Raw genomic sequence first — 14,955 nt, 5'->3', positions numbered from 1 at the left:
CTGCATGCTTCTCGAAATCCCATTCGTTCCTGGACCCCGACATGACACTGCACAACAGGATCGCCCTGGTCACCGGCTGCACCCAAGGCATCGGCCAGGCGATCGCGCTGAAGCTGGCGCGGGAAGGTGCCGACATCGTGATCAACGCGCTTCGCGATGACGATCGCGCCGAGGCCACGCGCGAGCAGATCCGCGCGCTCGGGCGGCGCTGCGCGAGCGCCATCGGCGACGTGTCGCAGCCGGCGGTGATACGCAGCGCTCTGGAGCGCGCCGTCGATGAGTTGGGACCGGTCGACATCCTCGTCAACAATGCCGGCATCGAGCGCCGCGCCGCCCTGCTCGATGTGACGGAGGAAGACTATGACCGCGTGATGGCAGTCAACCTGAAAGGCCCCCTTTTCCTCTGCCAGACCTTCGCCCGGCTGTGCCGCCGCGCGCAGCGCACAGGCGCGATCATCAACATCAGCTCGGTTCACGAAGAGCTGCCTTTTCCGAACTTCACGCCCTATTGCACGAGCAAGGGAGGGCTCAAAATGCTGATGCGCAACCTCGCGATCGAGCTGGCGCCACTCGGGATCACCGTCAACAACATCGCCCCGGGCGCGATCGAGACGCCCATCAATGCCCGGCTCCTGAGCAACCCTCGGCTGATGGCACCCTTGCTGGCCAGGATTCCGCTGAATCGCCTGGGCGAGCCGGGTGACGTGGCCGGTGTGGCTGCCTTCCTGGCCGCGGACGGTGCGCGCTACATCACCGGCACGACGATCGTGGTGGATGGCGGCCTGCTGTGGAGCTACGACGAACAATGAGCGGCCATGCACAGCGCGAGAAGGAGATGCCGGCGCATTCACCCGGCGAGCGGCGCGTTCGCGCCCAGCGCGCGCCGGCGCCCGACGTGCTGAGCCCTGCGGACCGTTACCAGGAACTCTTCGTCGCGGTCCAGCAGAGCCGTGTCTTCGAGGACAGCAAGACCTTCGTCGACTGCGCGCCGGTGGGCGAGCCGTCGGACATCCTGTCGGCCTATCGCGCTCAGTGCGAGGCGGCGGATTTCGATCTGGCGCACTTCGTGCGCGCCCATTTCCGTTCCCTGCAGCCGGCGCCGACCGACTACGAGTCCGTGCCGGGCCAGCCCATCCGCGAGCACATCGCCAGGCTCTGGCCAGTGCTGACCAGGCATCCCGATGCGCACCCGCCGGCGTCTTCCCTGCTGCAGTTGCCGCATCCTTATGTGGTGCCGGGAGGGCGTTTCGGCGAGCTCTACTACTGGGATTCCTACTTCACGATGCTCGGCCTGGCCGCCGACGGGCAGGACCGCCTTGTCGGCGACATGCTCGAGAACTTCGCCTACCTGATCGACACCTATGGGCATGTGCCCAACGGCACCCGCAGCTACTACCTCGGGCGTTCGCAGCCGCCCCTGTTCGCCTTCATGGTCGAGCTGGCCGAGGCGCACGGCCTCGCCCGAGCCGTCGACCACTTACCGCAGCTGCGCCAGGAGCATGCCTGGTGGATGCGCGATGCCGATGGCCTCGCGCCCGGCCAGGCCAGCCGGCGTGTCGTGAGACTCGCCGACGGCCGCCTGCTCAACCGCTTCTGGGACGAGCGCGACACGCCGCGCGAAGAATCGTGGCTGGAGGACGTCACGACGGCACGCCACGCGGGCCGTGAGCCGCAGGAGGTCTACCGCGACCTGCGTGCGGCCTGCGAGTCCGGCTGGGACTTCTCGACGCGCTGGTTGCAGGGGGCTGCGCCCGCATCGGCGCCGGCGCGTGAGGACGGGGGCAGACGCAAGGCGGAGACGGCGCCCTCGCTGGCGAGCATCTGCACCACCGACATCCTGCCGGTGGACCTCAATTCATTCCTGTATCGGCTGGAGCGTGACATTGCCGCACTGGCGGCCCAGGCCGGCGATGCGGCCACGGCCGACCGGTTCGGCAGACTCGCCCAGGCCCGTCGCGACGCGATTCACGCCCTGATGTGGGACGAGGCATCGGGGGCCTACTTCGACCACGACTGGAAGCGTGCCGCGCGGCGTACCTGCCTGACCGCCGCATGCGTGGTGCCACTGTTTGCCGGCCTGGCCGATGACCGCCGCGCGGCGGCGCTGGCCGACACCGTGCGCAGGCGTCTCGTCGCGCCCGGCGGCCTCGCCACCACCGAGCGCGCCAGCGACCAGCAGTGGGACCGTCCCAATGGCTGGGCGCCGCTGCAGTGGATGGCGGTGCAGGGCCTGCGTCGCCACGGCCACAACGAACTGGCGGACACCATCGCGCACCGCTGGTTGTGCACCGTCGCGGCCATCTACGAACGCGAGGGGAAGCTGATCGAGAAGTACGCATTGCGCGCGGTGGACAATGAAGCGACGCGCGGCGGCCTCGGCGGCGAATATCCGCTGCAGGATGGTTTCGGATGGACCAACGGCGTGGCGGCGGCCCTGCTGGCGCTGCATCCGTCGCATTCGGCAAGGGATTGCAGGGCGCGCTTGCCGACGGGTCAGCACCGATAGAACTCCGGTGACGCTCGGTGCGTCGCCGAACGTCCATCCGCCGGCGCCGCGCCCTCAGCTGCGCTCGGCCAGCTGCGCCAGGATGGCCGGGTTCTCGAGCGTGGACGTGTCCTGCGTGATCGCTTCGCCCTGCGCGACCGAGCGCAGCAGCCGGCGCATGATCTTGCCGCTGCGCGTCTTGGGCAGGTTGTCGCCGAAGCGGATGTCCTTGGGCTTCGCGATGGGGCCGATCTCCCGGGCCACCCACTCGCGCAGTTCGGCCGCGATCTTCCTGGCTTCCTCGCCCGTGGGGCGCGGGCGCTTGAGCACGACGAAGGCGCAGATCGCCTCGCCGGTGGTCTCGTCGGCGCGGCCCACCACCGCCGCCTCGGCCACCAGCTCGGTGCAGGCGACCAGCGCGGACTCGATCTCCATCGTGCCCATGCGGTGGCCGCTCACGTTGAGCACGTCGTCGATGCGCCCGGTGATGGTGAAGTAGCCCGTTCGGGCGTCGCGCACGGCTCCGTCGCCGGCGAGGTAGTAGCGCCCCTTGAAATCCTCCGGAAAGTAGCTGGACTTGAAGCGGCCGGGGTCGCCCCAGATGGTGCGGATCATCGACGGCCAGGGCTTCTTCACCACCAGGATGCCGCCCTGGCCCCAGGGCAGCTCCTGGCCGGTTTCGTCCACCACCGCGGCACTGATGCCCGGGAAGGGAAGCGTGCAGGAACCCGGCACCAGCTCGGTCACGCCGGGCAGCGGCGTGATCATGTGCCCACCGGTTTCGGTCTGCCAGAAGGTGTCGACGATGGGGCAGCGCCCGCCGCCCACCTGTTCGTGGTACCAGGTCCACGCGGCCGGGTTGATGGGCTCGCCCACCGAACCCAGGATGCGAAGGGACGACAGGTCGTAGCGGCGCGGGTGCACCGAGGGCGTGGCCTCCGCTGCCTTGATGAGGGAACGGATCGCGGTCGGCGCGGTGTAGAACACCGTGACCAGGTGGTCCTCGATCATCTTCCAGAAGCGGCCCGCGTCGGGGTAGGTGGGCACGCCCTCGAAGACCACTTGCGTGGCGCCCAGCGCCAGCGGCCCGTAGGCGATGTAGGTGTGGCCGGTCACCCAGCCGATGTCCGCGGTGCACCAGAACACGTCCTCGGGCTTCAGGTCGAAGGTCCATTGGCAGGTCAGGGCCGCATGCAGCAGGTAGCCGCCGGTGGCGTGCTGCACGCCCTTGGGCTTGCCGGTGGAGCCGGAGGTGTAGAGCAGGAAGAGGGGATGCTCGGCTTCCACCCACTCGGGCTCGCAGGTCGCCGGTTGCGCATCCACCAGTGCGGGCGCCCAGATGTCGCGGGGCGCCTGGAAAGGCACCGGCGCGCCGGTACGCCGGGCGACCAGCACGTGCCGCACGCGCTCGCAGCCGCCCAGGGCCAGCGCCTCGTCGACGATGGTCTTCAGCGGCAGCACCTTGCCGCCGCGCACCTGCTGGTCGGCCGTCATCACCAGCACGGCGCCCGTATCGGCGATGCGGTCGCGCAAGGCCTGCGCAGAAAAGCCGCCGAACACCACCGAGTGGATGGCGCCGATGCGGGCACAGGCCTGCATGGCGACCACGCCCTCGATCGACATCGGCAGGTAGATCACCACGCGGTCTCCCTTTGCCACGCCGAGCGACTTCAGCGCGTTGGCCGTGCGGCACACGCGCTCCAGCAACTCGGCGTAGGTGACGCGGGTGACGCGGCCGTCATCGGCTTCGAAGATGATCGCCGTCTTGCGGCCCAGGCCGCGCTCGATGTTGCGGTCCAGGCAGTTGTAGGACGCATTGAGCGTGCCGTCGTCGAACCACTTGAAGAAGGGCGCCTCGCTGTCGTCGAGCACGCGCGTGAAGGGCTTCTTCCAGCTCACGAATTCGCGCGCGAGCCGCCCCCAGTAGCCCTGGGGATCGGCCTCGGCTTCCGCCACCAGGGCGTCGTAGGCGGCGCGGCCGGAGACATGGGCGTTGCGCACCAGGTCTTCGGGCGGAAGGTAGCGGCGGGTGTCGGTGTGGGTCATGGGGCTTCCTGCTGTGAGACTCATGGGTCGATGGCGCCGGCATGAAGGCGATGGCGGCGGCGCTGGTTCGAACTCGGCGGCGACAGGGCGACGAAATTCGCCGCATTCTGGTCCACGCCCTACGGCGAGGGTTTGATCTGCGTCATAGGGACCTCCTGGTGGGACCCGTAGCATCGCGGACAAAGTTTTCACCAGCCCCGCTCAAAGATGACGAATGTTTGCATGGTCCCGATGACGGCGCCGGCCGCCCGCACGGGGCGAGACACTCCGGAGGCCACCATGCACGACGCGCCTTCGTTGCCGGCCGAAGCCCTGGGCCGCTACCAGACCTTGCAGGCCGGACTGGACCTGCTGGACCAGGGTCTGTCGATCTTCGACGGCGACCTGCGACTGGTGGCCTGGAACACCGCCTATGTCCGCCTGCTGGACTTTCCGGAGGACATGGCCTATCTGGGCGCGCCCTTCGAGAGCTTCATTCGCTACAACGCCAAGCGCGGGGAGTACGGCCCCGGCGATCCGGAAGCCCTGGTGGCCGAGCGGGTGGAGGCCGCGCGCGGCTTCGAGTCGCACGAGATCGAGCGCACGCGCCCCGACGGCCGCGTGCTGCGGATTCGCGGCATGCCGCTGCCCGGCCACGGCTTCGTCACGCTCTATTCCGACGTCACCGCCCAGCGCGCGGCCGAGCGCACCATCCTCGAGCAGAACGCGGAACTCGAGAGCCGCGTGGCGGCGCGCACCGGCGAGCTGCTGCGGGAGCAGAAGCGTTCGCAGGAACTGATCGCCCGGGCGCAGAAGCTCGAGGCGCTGGGGCAGCTGACGGGCGGGTTGGCGCACGACTTCAACAACATCCTGACCGTGGTGATCGGCAACCTGGCCGCGTTGGCCCGTGTACGCGGGGACGACCCGCTCGTGCCGGAATTCGTGCAGCCCGCCCTGGACGCTTCACGGCGTGGCGCGGACCTGGTCAAGGGCCTTCTCAGCTTCGCGCGGCGGCAGCCGCTCAAGGCCGTGAACCTGGATGTCTGCGCTCTGCTCGAGAGCACCGCGAAGCTGGTGCGGCGTTCGCTGCCGGAGAGCTTGTCCCTCGACATCCTGGACATCCTGGGGACCCGGGCCCCGGTGCGTGCCTGGATCGACGCGGGCCTGCTGGAGCAGGCCCTGCTCAACCTGCTGCTCAATGCCCGCGATGCCGCACGCCCCGGCGGACGCATCCAGATCGGCGCCACGCAGGCCGTGCTGGACGCGCCGGCCGCGCAGGCGCTGCACGTCGCGCCCGGGCCGTACGCGCACGTCCAGGTGCGGGACGACGGCGCCGGCATGGACGCGCACACGCTGGCCCACATCTTCGAACCCTTCTTCACCACCAAGCAAGCTGGCCGCGGCAGCGGGCTGGGCATGGCCATGGTCTACGGTTTCATCAAGCAGTCGGGCGGGGCCATCGAGGTGCGCAGCGCGCCGGGGCAAGGGACCACCGTCTCGCTGTGGCTGCCGGCCGGCGTGCCCGAGGAGGCCCAGGCGGCCGCGCCCGCGCCCGCGCCCGCGCCATCCGAGGCTGTGCCCAGCGCCGAGCGCGGCCTGGCGCTGCTGGTGGACGACGACGACGAGGTCCGCCGCGTGGTCCGGCGCGATCTGCTGGCCCTGGGCTATTCGGTGCTCGAAGCCGGCAACGGTGCCGAGGCGCTGAGCCTGCTGGCCCGCACCGACGGGATCGTCCTGCTGCTGTCGGACGTGAGCATGCCCGGTGGCGTGGACGGGCGCGAGGTTGCGCGCGCGGCCCGTGAGGGCCGCCGCGCGCACGCCGTGGTCCTGATGAGCGGCTACGCCCCCGGCGACCTGCGCGTGCCCGGTGTGCCGTTGCTGGCCAAGCCCTTCACGCGCGCGCAACTGGACAAAGCCATCGAGGCTTCGAAGCGATGAGCACCCCTTTCATCCCTCCAGCGGACGAAGACGGCGCCCCGCCTTCGCTGATCTTCGTGATCGAAGACGACCCCGAGGTGGCCCGCATCGTGCTCGCCACACTGAAGGACTTCGGCTTCAGCTGCGAAGGCTTCCAGACCGGTGTGAGCGCCTTGCGGCGCATGCAGACCGAGACGCCGGACCTGTGCATCGTCGACCTCGGCCTGCCGGACATGGACGGCCTGGACCTGCTGCGGCGCATCAGCTCGCAATCCACCGCGGGTGTGCTGATCCTCACGGGACGCGGCCACGCGGCCGATCGCGTCATGGGGCTGGAGCTGGGCGGCGACGACTACGTCATCAAGCCTTTCGAGCCGCGCGAGCTGGTGGCGAGGGTTCGCAGCATCCTGCGCCGGCGCAGGTTCGTGCCGGGCTCGGCCGGTGGCCGGCAGCGCCGCTATGCCAGCTTTCTGGGCTGGCGCATCGATTGCGCGGCCAACATCCTGCGCGCGCCCGACGGCAGCGAGCACCTCCTGGGCACGGCCGAGACGCAGGTGCTGCGCTGCTTCGTCGAGCGGCCGCACCAGATCCTCACGCGCGAGCAGCTGGTGGGCGCGCGCGACCTGCTGCCCAGCGACCGCAGCATCGACGTGCGCATCTCGCGCCTGCGCCGGAAGATCGAGCCCGACCCGCATGCGCCCTCGATCATCAAGACCGTGTACGGCGCCGGTTACCTGCTGGCCGCGGACGTCAGCTGGAGCTGAGGCGCGCGGCGCATTGCGCACCGATTGCACCGCAGTGTGACGAATATTTGCATGGCCACCCGCGGGTCCGGTCCGGCACCCAGAATCGCCGCGACCACCCAGGAGGCCCCATGCGCGACCCGCTTGTCGAGAAGATCCAGTCCCACCCCAAGTACCGTGAGTTGAGGCGAAAGCGAAACAGCTTCGGCTGGCTGCTCACCCTCCTGATGATGGCCGTGTACTACGGCTACATCGCCCTCATCGCCTTCAACAAGCCCTTTCTCGCCCAGCCCATCGGGACCGGCGTGAGTTCCATCGGCATTCCGATCGGCCTGGGCGTGATCGTCTTCACCATCGTCATCACGGCCATCTACATCCGTCGCGCCAACGGCGAGTTCGACCGGCTGACCGCAGAGATCCTGAAGGAGTCCCAGCGATGAGCCGCCTCTCGATTCGCTCGGGCGCAGGCATGGCCCTGTTTCTGCTGGCTGGCGCCGCCCTGGCCGCCGGCGGCGATCTGGGGCAGGCGGACAAGCAGCCTACCAACTGGATCGCCATCGGGATGTTCACCGTCTTCGTGGTGGCGACGCTCTTCATCACCAAGTGGGCCGCTGCGAGAACCCGCTCGGCCGCCGACTTCTACACCGCGGGCGGCGGCATCACGGGCTTCCAGAACGGCCTGGCGATCGCGGGAGACTACATGTCGGCCGCCTCCTTCCTGGGCATCTCCGCCGCGGTCATGGCCACCGGCTACGACGGGCTGATCTATTCGATCGGCTTTCTCGTGGGCTGGCCGGTGATCACCTTCCTCATGGCCGAGCGCTTGCGCAACCTGGGCAAGTTCACCTTTGCCGACGTGGCGGGCTACCGCTTCCGGCCCGGGCCCATCCGCGCCTTCGCGGCCTCCGGCACGCTGGTGGTGGTGGCCTTCTACCTCATCGCCCAGATGGTGGGCGCGGGCCAGCTCATCAAGCTGCTGTTCGGCCTGGACTACATCCTGGCCGTGGTCATCGTCGGCGTGCTGATGATGGTGTACGTGCTCTTCGGCGGCATGACGGCCACCACCTGGGTGCAGATCATCAAGGCAGTGATGCTGCTGGCCGGCGTCACCTTCATGGCCCTCATGGTGCTGGCGCAGTTCGGCTTCAGCCCGGAGGCGCTGTTTGCCAGGTCGGTGGACGTGCGAACGCACATCGCCGCCGCCAGCGGCAAGACCCCGGAAGAGGCGGCGGCCGCGGGCCTGAGCATCATGGGCCCGGGCGGCTTCGTGAAGGACCCGATCTCCGCCATCTCCTTCGGCATGGCGCTGATGTTCGGCACCGCCGGGCTGCCGCACATCCTGATGCGCTTTTTCACCGTGCCCGATGCCAAGCAGGCGCGCAAGTCGGTCTTCTGGGCCACCACCTGGATCGGCTACTTCTACCTGCTGATCTTCATCATTGGCTTCGGCGCGATCACGCTGGTGCTGACCAACCCCGAGTACGCCGACACCGCCACCGGGACCATCAAGGGCGGTGGCGGCGCAGCCAACATGGCGGCGGTGCTGGTGGCCAAGGCGGTGGGCGGCAATGTCTTCTACGGCTTCATCTCGGCGGTGGCCTTCGCCACCATCCTGGCGGTGGTGGCGGGCCTGACGCTCTCGGGCGCCTCGGCGGTGTCGCACGACATCTACGCCACCCTCGTGAAGAAGGGGCGCGCCAACAGCGCGGACGAACTGCGCGTCTCGCGCATCACGACGATCGGTCTGGGCGTGGTGGCGGTGCTGCTGGGCATCGCGTTCGAGCGGCAGAACATCGCCTTCATGGTGTCGCTGGCCTTTGCCATCGCTGCGTCGGCCAACTTCCCGGTGCTGTTCATGTCGGTCCTGTGGAAGGACTGCACCACCCGCGGTGCGGTGATCGGCGGCTTCCTGGGCCTGTTGTCCTCGGTCGCGCTGACCGTGGTGTCGCCCTCGGTGTGGGAAGCCACGCTCGGCCATCCCAAGGGCTCGGCGCTGTTCCCCTACACCTCGCCGGCGCTGTTCTCGATGACCATCGCCTTCGTCGGCATCTGGCTTTTCTCGCTGCTCGACCGCAGCCGGCAGGCGGCGCAGGAGCGCGAAGCCTTCGCGGCGCAGCAGGTGCGTTCGGAGACGGGGCTGGGGGCGGCCGGTGCCTCCGGGCACTGAATCCCGGCGGAGGCTGCGCGGCGGCGGGCACCGCTTGCCCGCGCTAAGCCAGCGCCTGCGGCCCGCGGATCAGCCCGCCCGGCAGCGCGCCGGTCGCGTGGCCGTTCTCCATGATCGTCATGCCGCGCTTCAGCGTGGCGACGTAACCTTCCGCCGTCTGCACGAGGCGCCGCCCGCCGGCCGGCAGGTCGAAGGCCACGTAGGGCGGCGGCAGGCGGAGGCGGTCGAAATCGATGATGTTGATGTCCGCCAGGTAGCCCGGCGCGAGCAGGCCGCGGTCGCGCAGGCCGTAGATGGCCGCCGTGTCGCGGGTCTGGCGCTGCACCATCAGTTGGAGCGGAAGGGTCGGGCCGCGGCGGCGGTCGCGCGCCCAGTGCGTGAGCATGTAGGTGGGCATGCTCACGTCGCAGATGTAGCCGCAGTGCGCGCCGCCATCGGCCAGGCTCATCATCGTGCGCGGATGCTGCAGCTGCGTGTGCAACTGGCTCAGGTCGTTGTAGGCGTAATTGAAACTGGGGAAGTAGACGATCCCGCGGCCCTCGTCGGCCATGAGCATGTCGTACGCCACCTCCAGCGGCACGCGGCCCTCGCGCTGCGCGATCGCGGCGATGCTGCGCTCCGGCGGCGGTTCGTAGTCGGGCTCGCTGCCGAGGGCATACATCTTCTGGAAGCTCTGCGTCAGGTAGGCCAGGCGCGTGTCGTACTTGGCCGCGCTCATCAGCGTGTCCATGTCGGTGAGCTGCGCGCGCACCTGCGGGTCGCGCAGGCGGGCCAGCTTCTCGGGCCAGGGCAGCGGCGCGATCTGCTGCCAGAGCGGATGCGACATGAAAGGATGGGTGGACCCCAGCCACGCCATCAGGATGCCGGCCGGCCGGCCCGCGACCGCGCCGTACAAGGGGATGCCCGCCTTGTGCGTTTCGTCGAGGGTGGCCAGCAGCCGCGCCCAGGTGTCGGGCGTCTGGTCGGTCTGCACCAGCGCGAAGGCCACGGGCAGCCTGTTCTCACGCGCCACCTGGGTGAGCCAGGGCACCTCCGTCTCCATCTGGTAGTGGTTGGAGGTCATCTGGAACACGCCATGCCCGACGTCGCCCAGCGTGCGCGCGAGCCCGAGGATCTCGTCGGGCGACGCGAAGGTGCCCGGCGGGTACTTGCGGCCGTCGTACTTGTGGATGATCGTGCGGCTGGTGGACAGGCCCAGCGCACCGGCGCGCAGGCCTTCGCGTGCGAGCTCCACCATGGCACGGATGTCGTCCTGCGTCGCCTCGTCGTGCGTGACGCCGCGTTCGCCCATCACGTAGGTGCGCAGTGCCGAATGGGGGATCTGCGCGCCCACGTCGAGCGCGCGCGGCATGCGCGCCAGCGTGTCGAGGTACTCGGGAAAGCTCTCCCAGTCCCAGCGGATGCCCTCGGCCAGCACCGTGCCGGGGATGTCCTCCACGCCTTCCATGACGCTGATCAGCCACTCGCGCCGGTCGGGCTTGACGGGTGCGAAGCCGACGCCGCAGTTGCCCATCACCACGCTGGTCACGCCGTGGTCGGTGGAGGGGCTGAGGTAGGGGTCCCAGGTGGCCTGGCCGTCGTAGTGCGTGTGCACGTCGACCCAGCCGGGGGTGACGAGGGCGCCGTCCGCATCGATGGTGCGCCGGGCCGGGCCCAGCTTGTCGCCGATCTCGGCGATGCGGCCGTCGGCGATGCCGATGTCGGCCCGGCGCCGCGGCGCGCCGCTGCCGTCGACCAGGGTGCCGCCGCGGATGAGGGTGTCGAACATGGGAGAGGTCTCCTTCTATCTAAATCGGTTATCGGCAACGGCGATCTCGAGACCCGAGACGCATGCAGCACGCCGGCCGCGAAGCCGGCCCGTTCGGGAGCACCCGCGGAACCGGCTTTGCCGGGCCGCTGGGTGCGCCCCCGGTGAGGGGGGTGGCGGACCACACGAAGTGGGGTAGCCTGGGGGAGAGCAACATCCTCGGACCACACGAAGTGGGGGAGCCTGGGGGAGAGCGTCAATCCAGTTTGATGTTGGCGCTTCGAATGACTTCGCCCCAGCGCTCGCTGTCGCTCTTCACGATGGCGGCGAACTCGGGGCCGCTCACGCCGGAAGGCTCGTTGCCCTGGGTCTCGATCAGCTTGAGCATCTCCGGCATCCGCGCCACCTTGGCCAGCAGCGACGACACCTGCTTGGCGAGCGCCGGGTCCATCTGGCCGGGACCGAAGATCGCTTGCCAGCCCACGATGTCCAGGCCCTTCACGCCCTGCTCGGAGATGGTCGGCAGGTCGGGCAGCACCGACACGCGCGACGGCGTCGCGGCGCCGATGCCCTTGGCCTTGCCGGCCTTGATCAATGCCACGGCGCTGGCCGTGCCGTCGAAGTAAAGCTGCACATCGCCGGCGATCAGCGCCCGCGAGGCATCGGCCGTGCCCTTGTAGGGCACGTGGACCATGCGGGTCCCGGTGCGCATCTGCAGCAGTTCGCCGTTGAGGTGCGAGGTGGAACCGGCGGAGTAGGAAGCGTAGTTCAGCTTGCCCGGGTTGGCGCGCGCATAGGCCACCAGTTCCTGCACGTTGTTGACCGGCGCGGAGGGGTTCGCGATCAGCACCGTGGCCGACTTCACCATCTGCGCCAGCGGCGTGAAGTCGCGCACCGGGTCGTAGGGGAGCTTCGCGTACAGGTGCGGATTCTGCGTGTGCGTGATGACGATGGTGTAGAGCAGCGTGTGGCCGTCGGCCGGAGCGCGCGCCACTTCTTGCGCGCCGATGAAGGTGCCGGCGCCGGGCTTGTTGTCCACGATCACCGGGTGCCCGCCGAGTTCGTCCCCCATCAGCTTGGCGATCGCGCGCGCGGTGGTGTCCGAGCCGGAGCCGGCCGGGAAGGGCACGACGATGCGGATCGGCTTGCCGGCGATGGGCCAGGCCGGCTGGGCCAGCGCCGGCAATGCGAGCGCGGCACCGGCAGCGAGGGCGCCTCGCAGCAGCAGGCGACGTGGGGAAGGAGCGGTGGTTTTTTTCATCGGGTGTCTCAGGGTTGTGGGCTGCCGGACTGGTAGCCAGGGCTGAATGCAAGCGCTTGCATTGAGCTTACGGCGAGCATGCCGGCGCTGTCCACCGGGGCGACCTAGGGGAAATCCCTCGATTTCGACGTCGGGGAGGGTGCCGGCCTGAAGTCGTTCGTGCAAGCGCTTGCGAACCCGTATCATGGCCGGCCACCACCGCACGCCATGCCCACCGCATCCCGCCCATCTCTCCGCACCGCCGCAGCGAGCGCGCGCTCGGCCTCCCTGGCCGACGTGGCCGCGCTGGCGGGCGTGTCCACGGGCACCGTCTCCCGCGCACTGTCCAGGCCCGGCATGATCAGCGAGGCCACCCGGACCCGCGTGATGGAAGCGGCCGACCGGTTGGGCTACGTGGTGAACGGCGCGGCGCGGGCCCTGGCGATGCGGCGCACCAAGACCATCGGCGCGGTCGTGCCGCGCTTCGGCAGTTCTTCCTTCCCCGCGATGATCCAGGCGCTGGAGTCCACGCTGGCCGAAGAGGGCTACACGCTGCTGCTGTCGGCGCCCGAAGGCCGGCGCGCGCAGCAGCCGGACATCCTGCGCGCGATGCTGGAGCGGGGCGTCGATGCCGTGGCGCTGCTGGGCACCGACCAGCCGCCGGCCGTGCTCGCCATGCTGGCCGCCAACCGCACGCCCTTCGTGCAGATGTGGGCGCCGCCTGGTTCAGGCAGCGATGCCGTGGGCTTCGACGAGCATGCGGCCGGTGCGCAGGTCGTGGCGCACCTCGCCGCGCTCGGTCACAGGCGCATCGGCTTCGTCGGCGGCCACAGCCGCGACAGCGAGCGTGCCCGGCTTCGCTTCGAGGGCGTGGCATGGGCGCTCGCGCGGTACGACATGGCGCTCGACGAGCGGGCCTTCATCGAGACCGAGTACGGCTTCGCGGAAGGCTTCGCCGCCATGCAGACCATCCTCGCGCGCCGCGTGCCGGTGACGGCGATGGTCTTCGGCACCGACTACCTGGCGGCCGGCGCGCTGGCCGCGCTCGACCAGGGCGGCGTCGCGGTGCCGCGGGCGCTGTCGGTGGCGAGCTTCAACGACAACGACTTCGCGGCCTACCTGCATCCGCCGCTCACCACCGTGCGCCTGCCGATTCGCGAGATCGGCGAGGCGGCGGGCCGGCTGCTGCTGGCGCGCCTCGGCGGCCAGCCCTTCGAGCTGCCGGTATTGAAGGTCGAGCTGATCGTGCGCGCGAGCACCGGGCCGGCCTGAGCGGCGCGCACATCCGCATCATGGAAACCTCCACTCCAGCCATCCAGGCTTCCGGTGAATCTCTCGGCGCGTGACCTGAGGGCCGTCATCGCGGTCGTCGATGATGATCGACTCGCTGTCGGAGCAGTGCCTGGCGCACGTGCGCTCGGGCCAGGCGGATTTCGCCCTGGCCAGCGCGGGCGACAAGGATGCGGACCTGGCGTCCGAAGCGCTCTGCCGTGACGATTTCCACCTGGTGTGCCGCGCCGACCACCCGCTTGCCACGCAGGATGCGATCCATGACCTGATGCTCGCCCGAAGGCCCGGTGAAGCGGCTGAAAGGCCAAGGCCGGGCTGCCAGCCGCAGCGGGCCACGACGGACCCGCTGAACCGCGGCTTGGGCGCTCGGCGCGCCGCGCCTGTGAGCCTGGCTATGCCACCCGCGTGGCGGCACCTTCCGCTGCCTGCCTGGCCAGGTGCGGGCAGACGGCGGCGACCGGCGACGACTGCGGATCGCCGATGAAGGTCCGCGCCGACCAGAGCTCGGGGAAGGGAATCTCTTCCATCGTCGGCCTGAGCCAGGCGACACCTTCGGTGCCGAAGTAGGCCGGCCGCGCGCCGAAGGTGCGGCGCGTGGCCATCAGGTGGCGGTGCTTCCATTGCATGAAGCCTTCCGCGATGTCGGCCAGCGTCTCGCCCAGGCGCTGCAGCTCGGGGTGGGTGTCCGGGCCGGCGTAGATCCCGCGCCAGACCTGCTCCACGGCCCCGCTGGGGGTGTAGGGCGCGCGCAGATCGCGTTCGAGCACGGCAGGCGGGACCTCCATGCCGATGCGCGCGAGGTAGGCCAGCACATCGTCGTAGAGGCTGGGCTCGCCCAGCGCCTTGTCGAGCTGCGCCCAGCGCTGCGGCTGCGGCTCGAAGTGCTGCAAGTGCTCGGCCTGCTTGATGCCCAGCAGATAGACCATGTGGCGATAGGTCCATCCTTGCAGGGCGGTGTCCTTGCCGTAGGTGGGCCCCACGCGCGAGAGCATGGCCAGCAGGTCGTTCGGCGTCATCCACGCGAGCGAGCGCCAGATCGCGTCCAGCGGCGCATGGTGGGCAACGACGCGCAGCAGGGTGCGCTGCGCCTGCAGCAGGTCGTTCGCGCGCAGGCAGGCCTGGGCTGTCTGGATCTCCTTGATGATGAGCATCCAGTACAGCTCGGACACCTGGGCGTGCACGATCCAGGCATGCTCGCCGGGATGGTCGCTGACCGGGCGCTGCAAGGTGTGGAGCACATCCGTCTGCAGCCATTGGCTGTAGGGCGTCTTGCCGGATGACGTGTGCTCGTGGGTGTGGATCGTCTCGCTCATCGTGGTCTCCTCGTGGTGGGGATGGTCA

12 protein-coding genes are annotated in these 14,955 nt (G+C 69.5%); 8 read left to right on the top strand and 4 right to left on the bottom strand.

The window, feature by feature from the left end; translation table 11 throughout:
* The first annotated feature begins 41 nt into the window (after positions 1-41).
* Positions 42-809: an SDR family NAD(P)-dependent oxidoreductase gene (locus ABEA07_RS20675; protein ID WP_345540194.1), complete on the top strand. Its 768-nt coding sequence runs from the start codon at positions 42-44 to the stop codon at positions 807-809.
* The gene (treF, locus tag ABEA07_RS20670) at positions 806-2,506 is read left to right on the top strand and encodes an alpha,alpha-trehalase TreF (protein WP_345540193.1); all 1,701 of its coding nucleotides are present in this window, start codon (positions 806-808) and stop codon (positions 2,504-2,506) included. The genes ABEA07_RS20675 and treF overlap by 4 nt, the downstream gene beginning before the upstream one ends.
* Before the next feature lie 54 nt (positions 2,507-2,560).
* Here the strand turns inward: treF and acs are convergent, their stop codons facing one another.
* Positions 2,561-4,531, bottom strand: coding sequence for an acetate--CoA ligase (acs, locus tag ABEA07_RS20665; RefSeq protein WP_345540192.1), 1,971 nt, complete (start codon positions 4,529-4,531; stop codon positions 2,561-2,563).
* Positions 4,532-4,810: 279 nt separating this feature from the next.
* Here acs and ABEA07_RS20660 point away from each other — a divergent pair, with 279 nt between their 5' ends.
* From ABEA07_RS20660 to ABEA07_RS20645, 4 genes are all read left to right on the top strand, one after another.
* Positions 4,811-6,448, top strand: a complete 1,638-nt coding sequence (locus ABEA07_RS20660) for a PAS-domain containing protein (RefSeq protein ID WP_345540190.1) — start codon at positions 4,811-4,813, stop codon at positions 6,446-6,448.
* Positions 6,445-7,191, top strand: a complete 747-nt coding sequence (locus tag ABEA07_RS20655) for a response regulator transcription factor (protein ID WP_345540189.1) — start codon at positions 6,445-6,447, stop codon at positions 7,189-7,191. The genes ABEA07_RS20660 and ABEA07_RS20655 overlap by 4 nt, the downstream gene beginning before the upstream one ends.
* A 110-nt stretch (positions 7,192-7,301) precedes the next feature.
* Positions 7,302-7,610, top strand: coding sequence for a DUF485 domain-containing protein (locus ABEA07_RS20650; protein ID WP_345540187.1), 309 nt, complete (start codon positions 7,302-7,304; stop codon positions 7,608-7,610).
* Positions 7,607-9,337 carry a cation acetate symporter gene (locus ABEA07_RS20645; RefSeq protein WP_345540186.1) on the top strand — a complete coding sequence of 577 codons (1,731 nt, stop codon included), beginning with the start codon at positions 7,607-7,609 and terminating at the stop codon, positions 9,335-9,337. The genes ABEA07_RS20650 and ABEA07_RS20645 overlap by 4 nt, the downstream gene beginning before the upstream one ends.
* A gap of 43 nt (positions 9,338-9,380) precedes the next feature.
* Here the strand turns inward: ABEA07_RS20645 and ABEA07_RS20640 are convergent, their stop codons facing one another.
* Entirely contained in the window at positions 9,381-11,105 is a 1,725-nt protein-coding gene (locus tag ABEA07_RS20640) for an N-acyl-D-amino-acid deacylase family protein (protein WP_345540185.1), read from the bottom strand.
* A gap of 235 nt (positions 11,106-11,340) precedes the next feature.
* Positions 11,341-12,345, bottom strand: coding sequence for a Bug family tripartite tricarboxylate transporter substrate binding protein (locus ABEA07_RS20635; RefSeq protein ID WP_345540183.1), 1,005 nt, complete (start codon positions 12,343-12,345; stop codon positions 11,341-11,343).
* Between the two features lie 207 nt (positions 12,346-12,552).
* On the opposite strand from ABEA07_RS20635, the gene ABEA07_RS20630 reads away from it, so the two are divergent.
* Together ABEA07_RS20630 and ABEA07_RS20625 are read left to right on the top strand one after the other, a co-directional pair.
* A complete protein-coding gene (locus ABEA07_RS20630) occupies positions 12,553-13,596 on the top strand; it encodes a LacI family DNA-binding transcriptional regulator (RefSeq protein WP_345540182.1) in 1,044 nt (347 codons plus the stop codon).
* A 100-nt stretch (positions 13,597-13,696) separates the two neighbouring features.
* Entirely contained in the window at positions 13,697-14,098 is a 402-nt protein-coding gene (locus ABEA07_RS20625; protein ID WP_345540180.1) for a LysR substrate-binding domain-containing protein, read from the top strand.
* On the opposite strand, the gene ABEA07_RS20620 is transcribed toward ABEA07_RS20625, so the two are convergent.
* Positions 14,007-14,927, bottom strand: a complete 921-nt coding sequence (locus ABEA07_RS20620; RefSeq protein ID WP_345540179.1) for a tryptophan 2,3-dioxygenase — start codon at positions 14,925-14,927, stop codon at positions 14,007-14,009. The genes ABEA07_RS20625 and ABEA07_RS20620 overlap by 92 nt on opposite strands.
* Between the last annotated feature and the right edge of the window lie 28 nt (positions 14,928-14,955).

The organism is Variovorax defluvii (assembly GCF_039541515.1).
Classification (GTDB): domain Bacteria; phylum Pseudomonadota; class Gammaproteobacteria; order Burkholderiales; family Burkholderiaceae_C; genus Variovorax; species Variovorax defluvii.
The sequence above is the reverse complement of the archived record's forward strand: the minus strand, read 5'-3'. Positions and strand labels throughout refer to the sequence as shown.

Excerpts from the sequence above, each read along its gene's own strand:
- ABEA07_RS20675 (WP_345540194.1), top strand. The coding sequence starts at position 42 with ATGACACTGCACAACAGGATCGCCCTGGTCACCGGCTGCACCCAAGGC.
- treF (WP_345540193.1), top strand. The coding sequence starts at position 806 with ATGAGCGGCCATGCACAGCGCGAGAAGGAGATGCCGGCGCATTCACCC.
- acs (WP_345540192.1), bottom strand. The coding sequence starts at position 4,531 with ATGACCCACACCGACACCCGCCGCTACCTTCCGCCCGAAGACCTGGTG.
- ABEA07_RS20660 (WP_345540190.1), top strand. The coding sequence starts at position 4,811 with ATGCACGACGCGCCTTCGTTGCCGGCCGAAGCCCTGGGCCGCTACCAG.
- ABEA07_RS20655 (WP_345540189.1), top strand. The coding sequence starts at position 6,445 with ATGAGCACCCCTTTCATCCCTCCAGCGGACGAAGACGGCGCCCCGCCT.
- ABEA07_RS20650 (WP_345540187.1), top strand. The coding sequence starts at position 7,302 with ATGCGCGACCCGCTTGTCGAGAAGATCCAGTCCCACCCCAAGTACCGT.
- ABEA07_RS20645 (WP_345540186.1), top strand. The coding sequence starts at position 7,607 with ATGAGCCGCCTCTCGATTCGCTCGGGCGCAGGCATGGCCCTGTTTCTG.
- ABEA07_RS20640 (WP_345540185.1), bottom strand. The coding sequence starts at position 11,105 with ATGTTCGACACCCTCATCCGCGGCGGCACCCTGGTCGACGGCAGCGGC.
- ABEA07_RS20635 (WP_345540183.1), bottom strand. The coding sequence starts at position 12,345 with ATGAAAAAAACCACCGCTCCTTCCCCACGTCGCCTGCTGCTGCGAGGC.
- ABEA07_RS20630 (WP_345540182.1), top strand. The coding sequence starts at position 12,553 with ATGCCCACCGCATCCCGCCCATCTCTCCGCACCGCCGCAGCGAGCGCG.
- ABEA07_RS20625 (WP_345540180.1), top strand. The coding sequence starts at position 13,697 with ATGATGATCGACTCGCTGTCGGAGCAGTGCCTGGCGCACGTGCGCTCG.
- ABEA07_RS20620 (WP_345540179.1), bottom strand. The coding sequence starts at position 14,927 with ATGAGCGAGACGATCCACACCCACGAGCACACGTCATCCGGCAAGACG.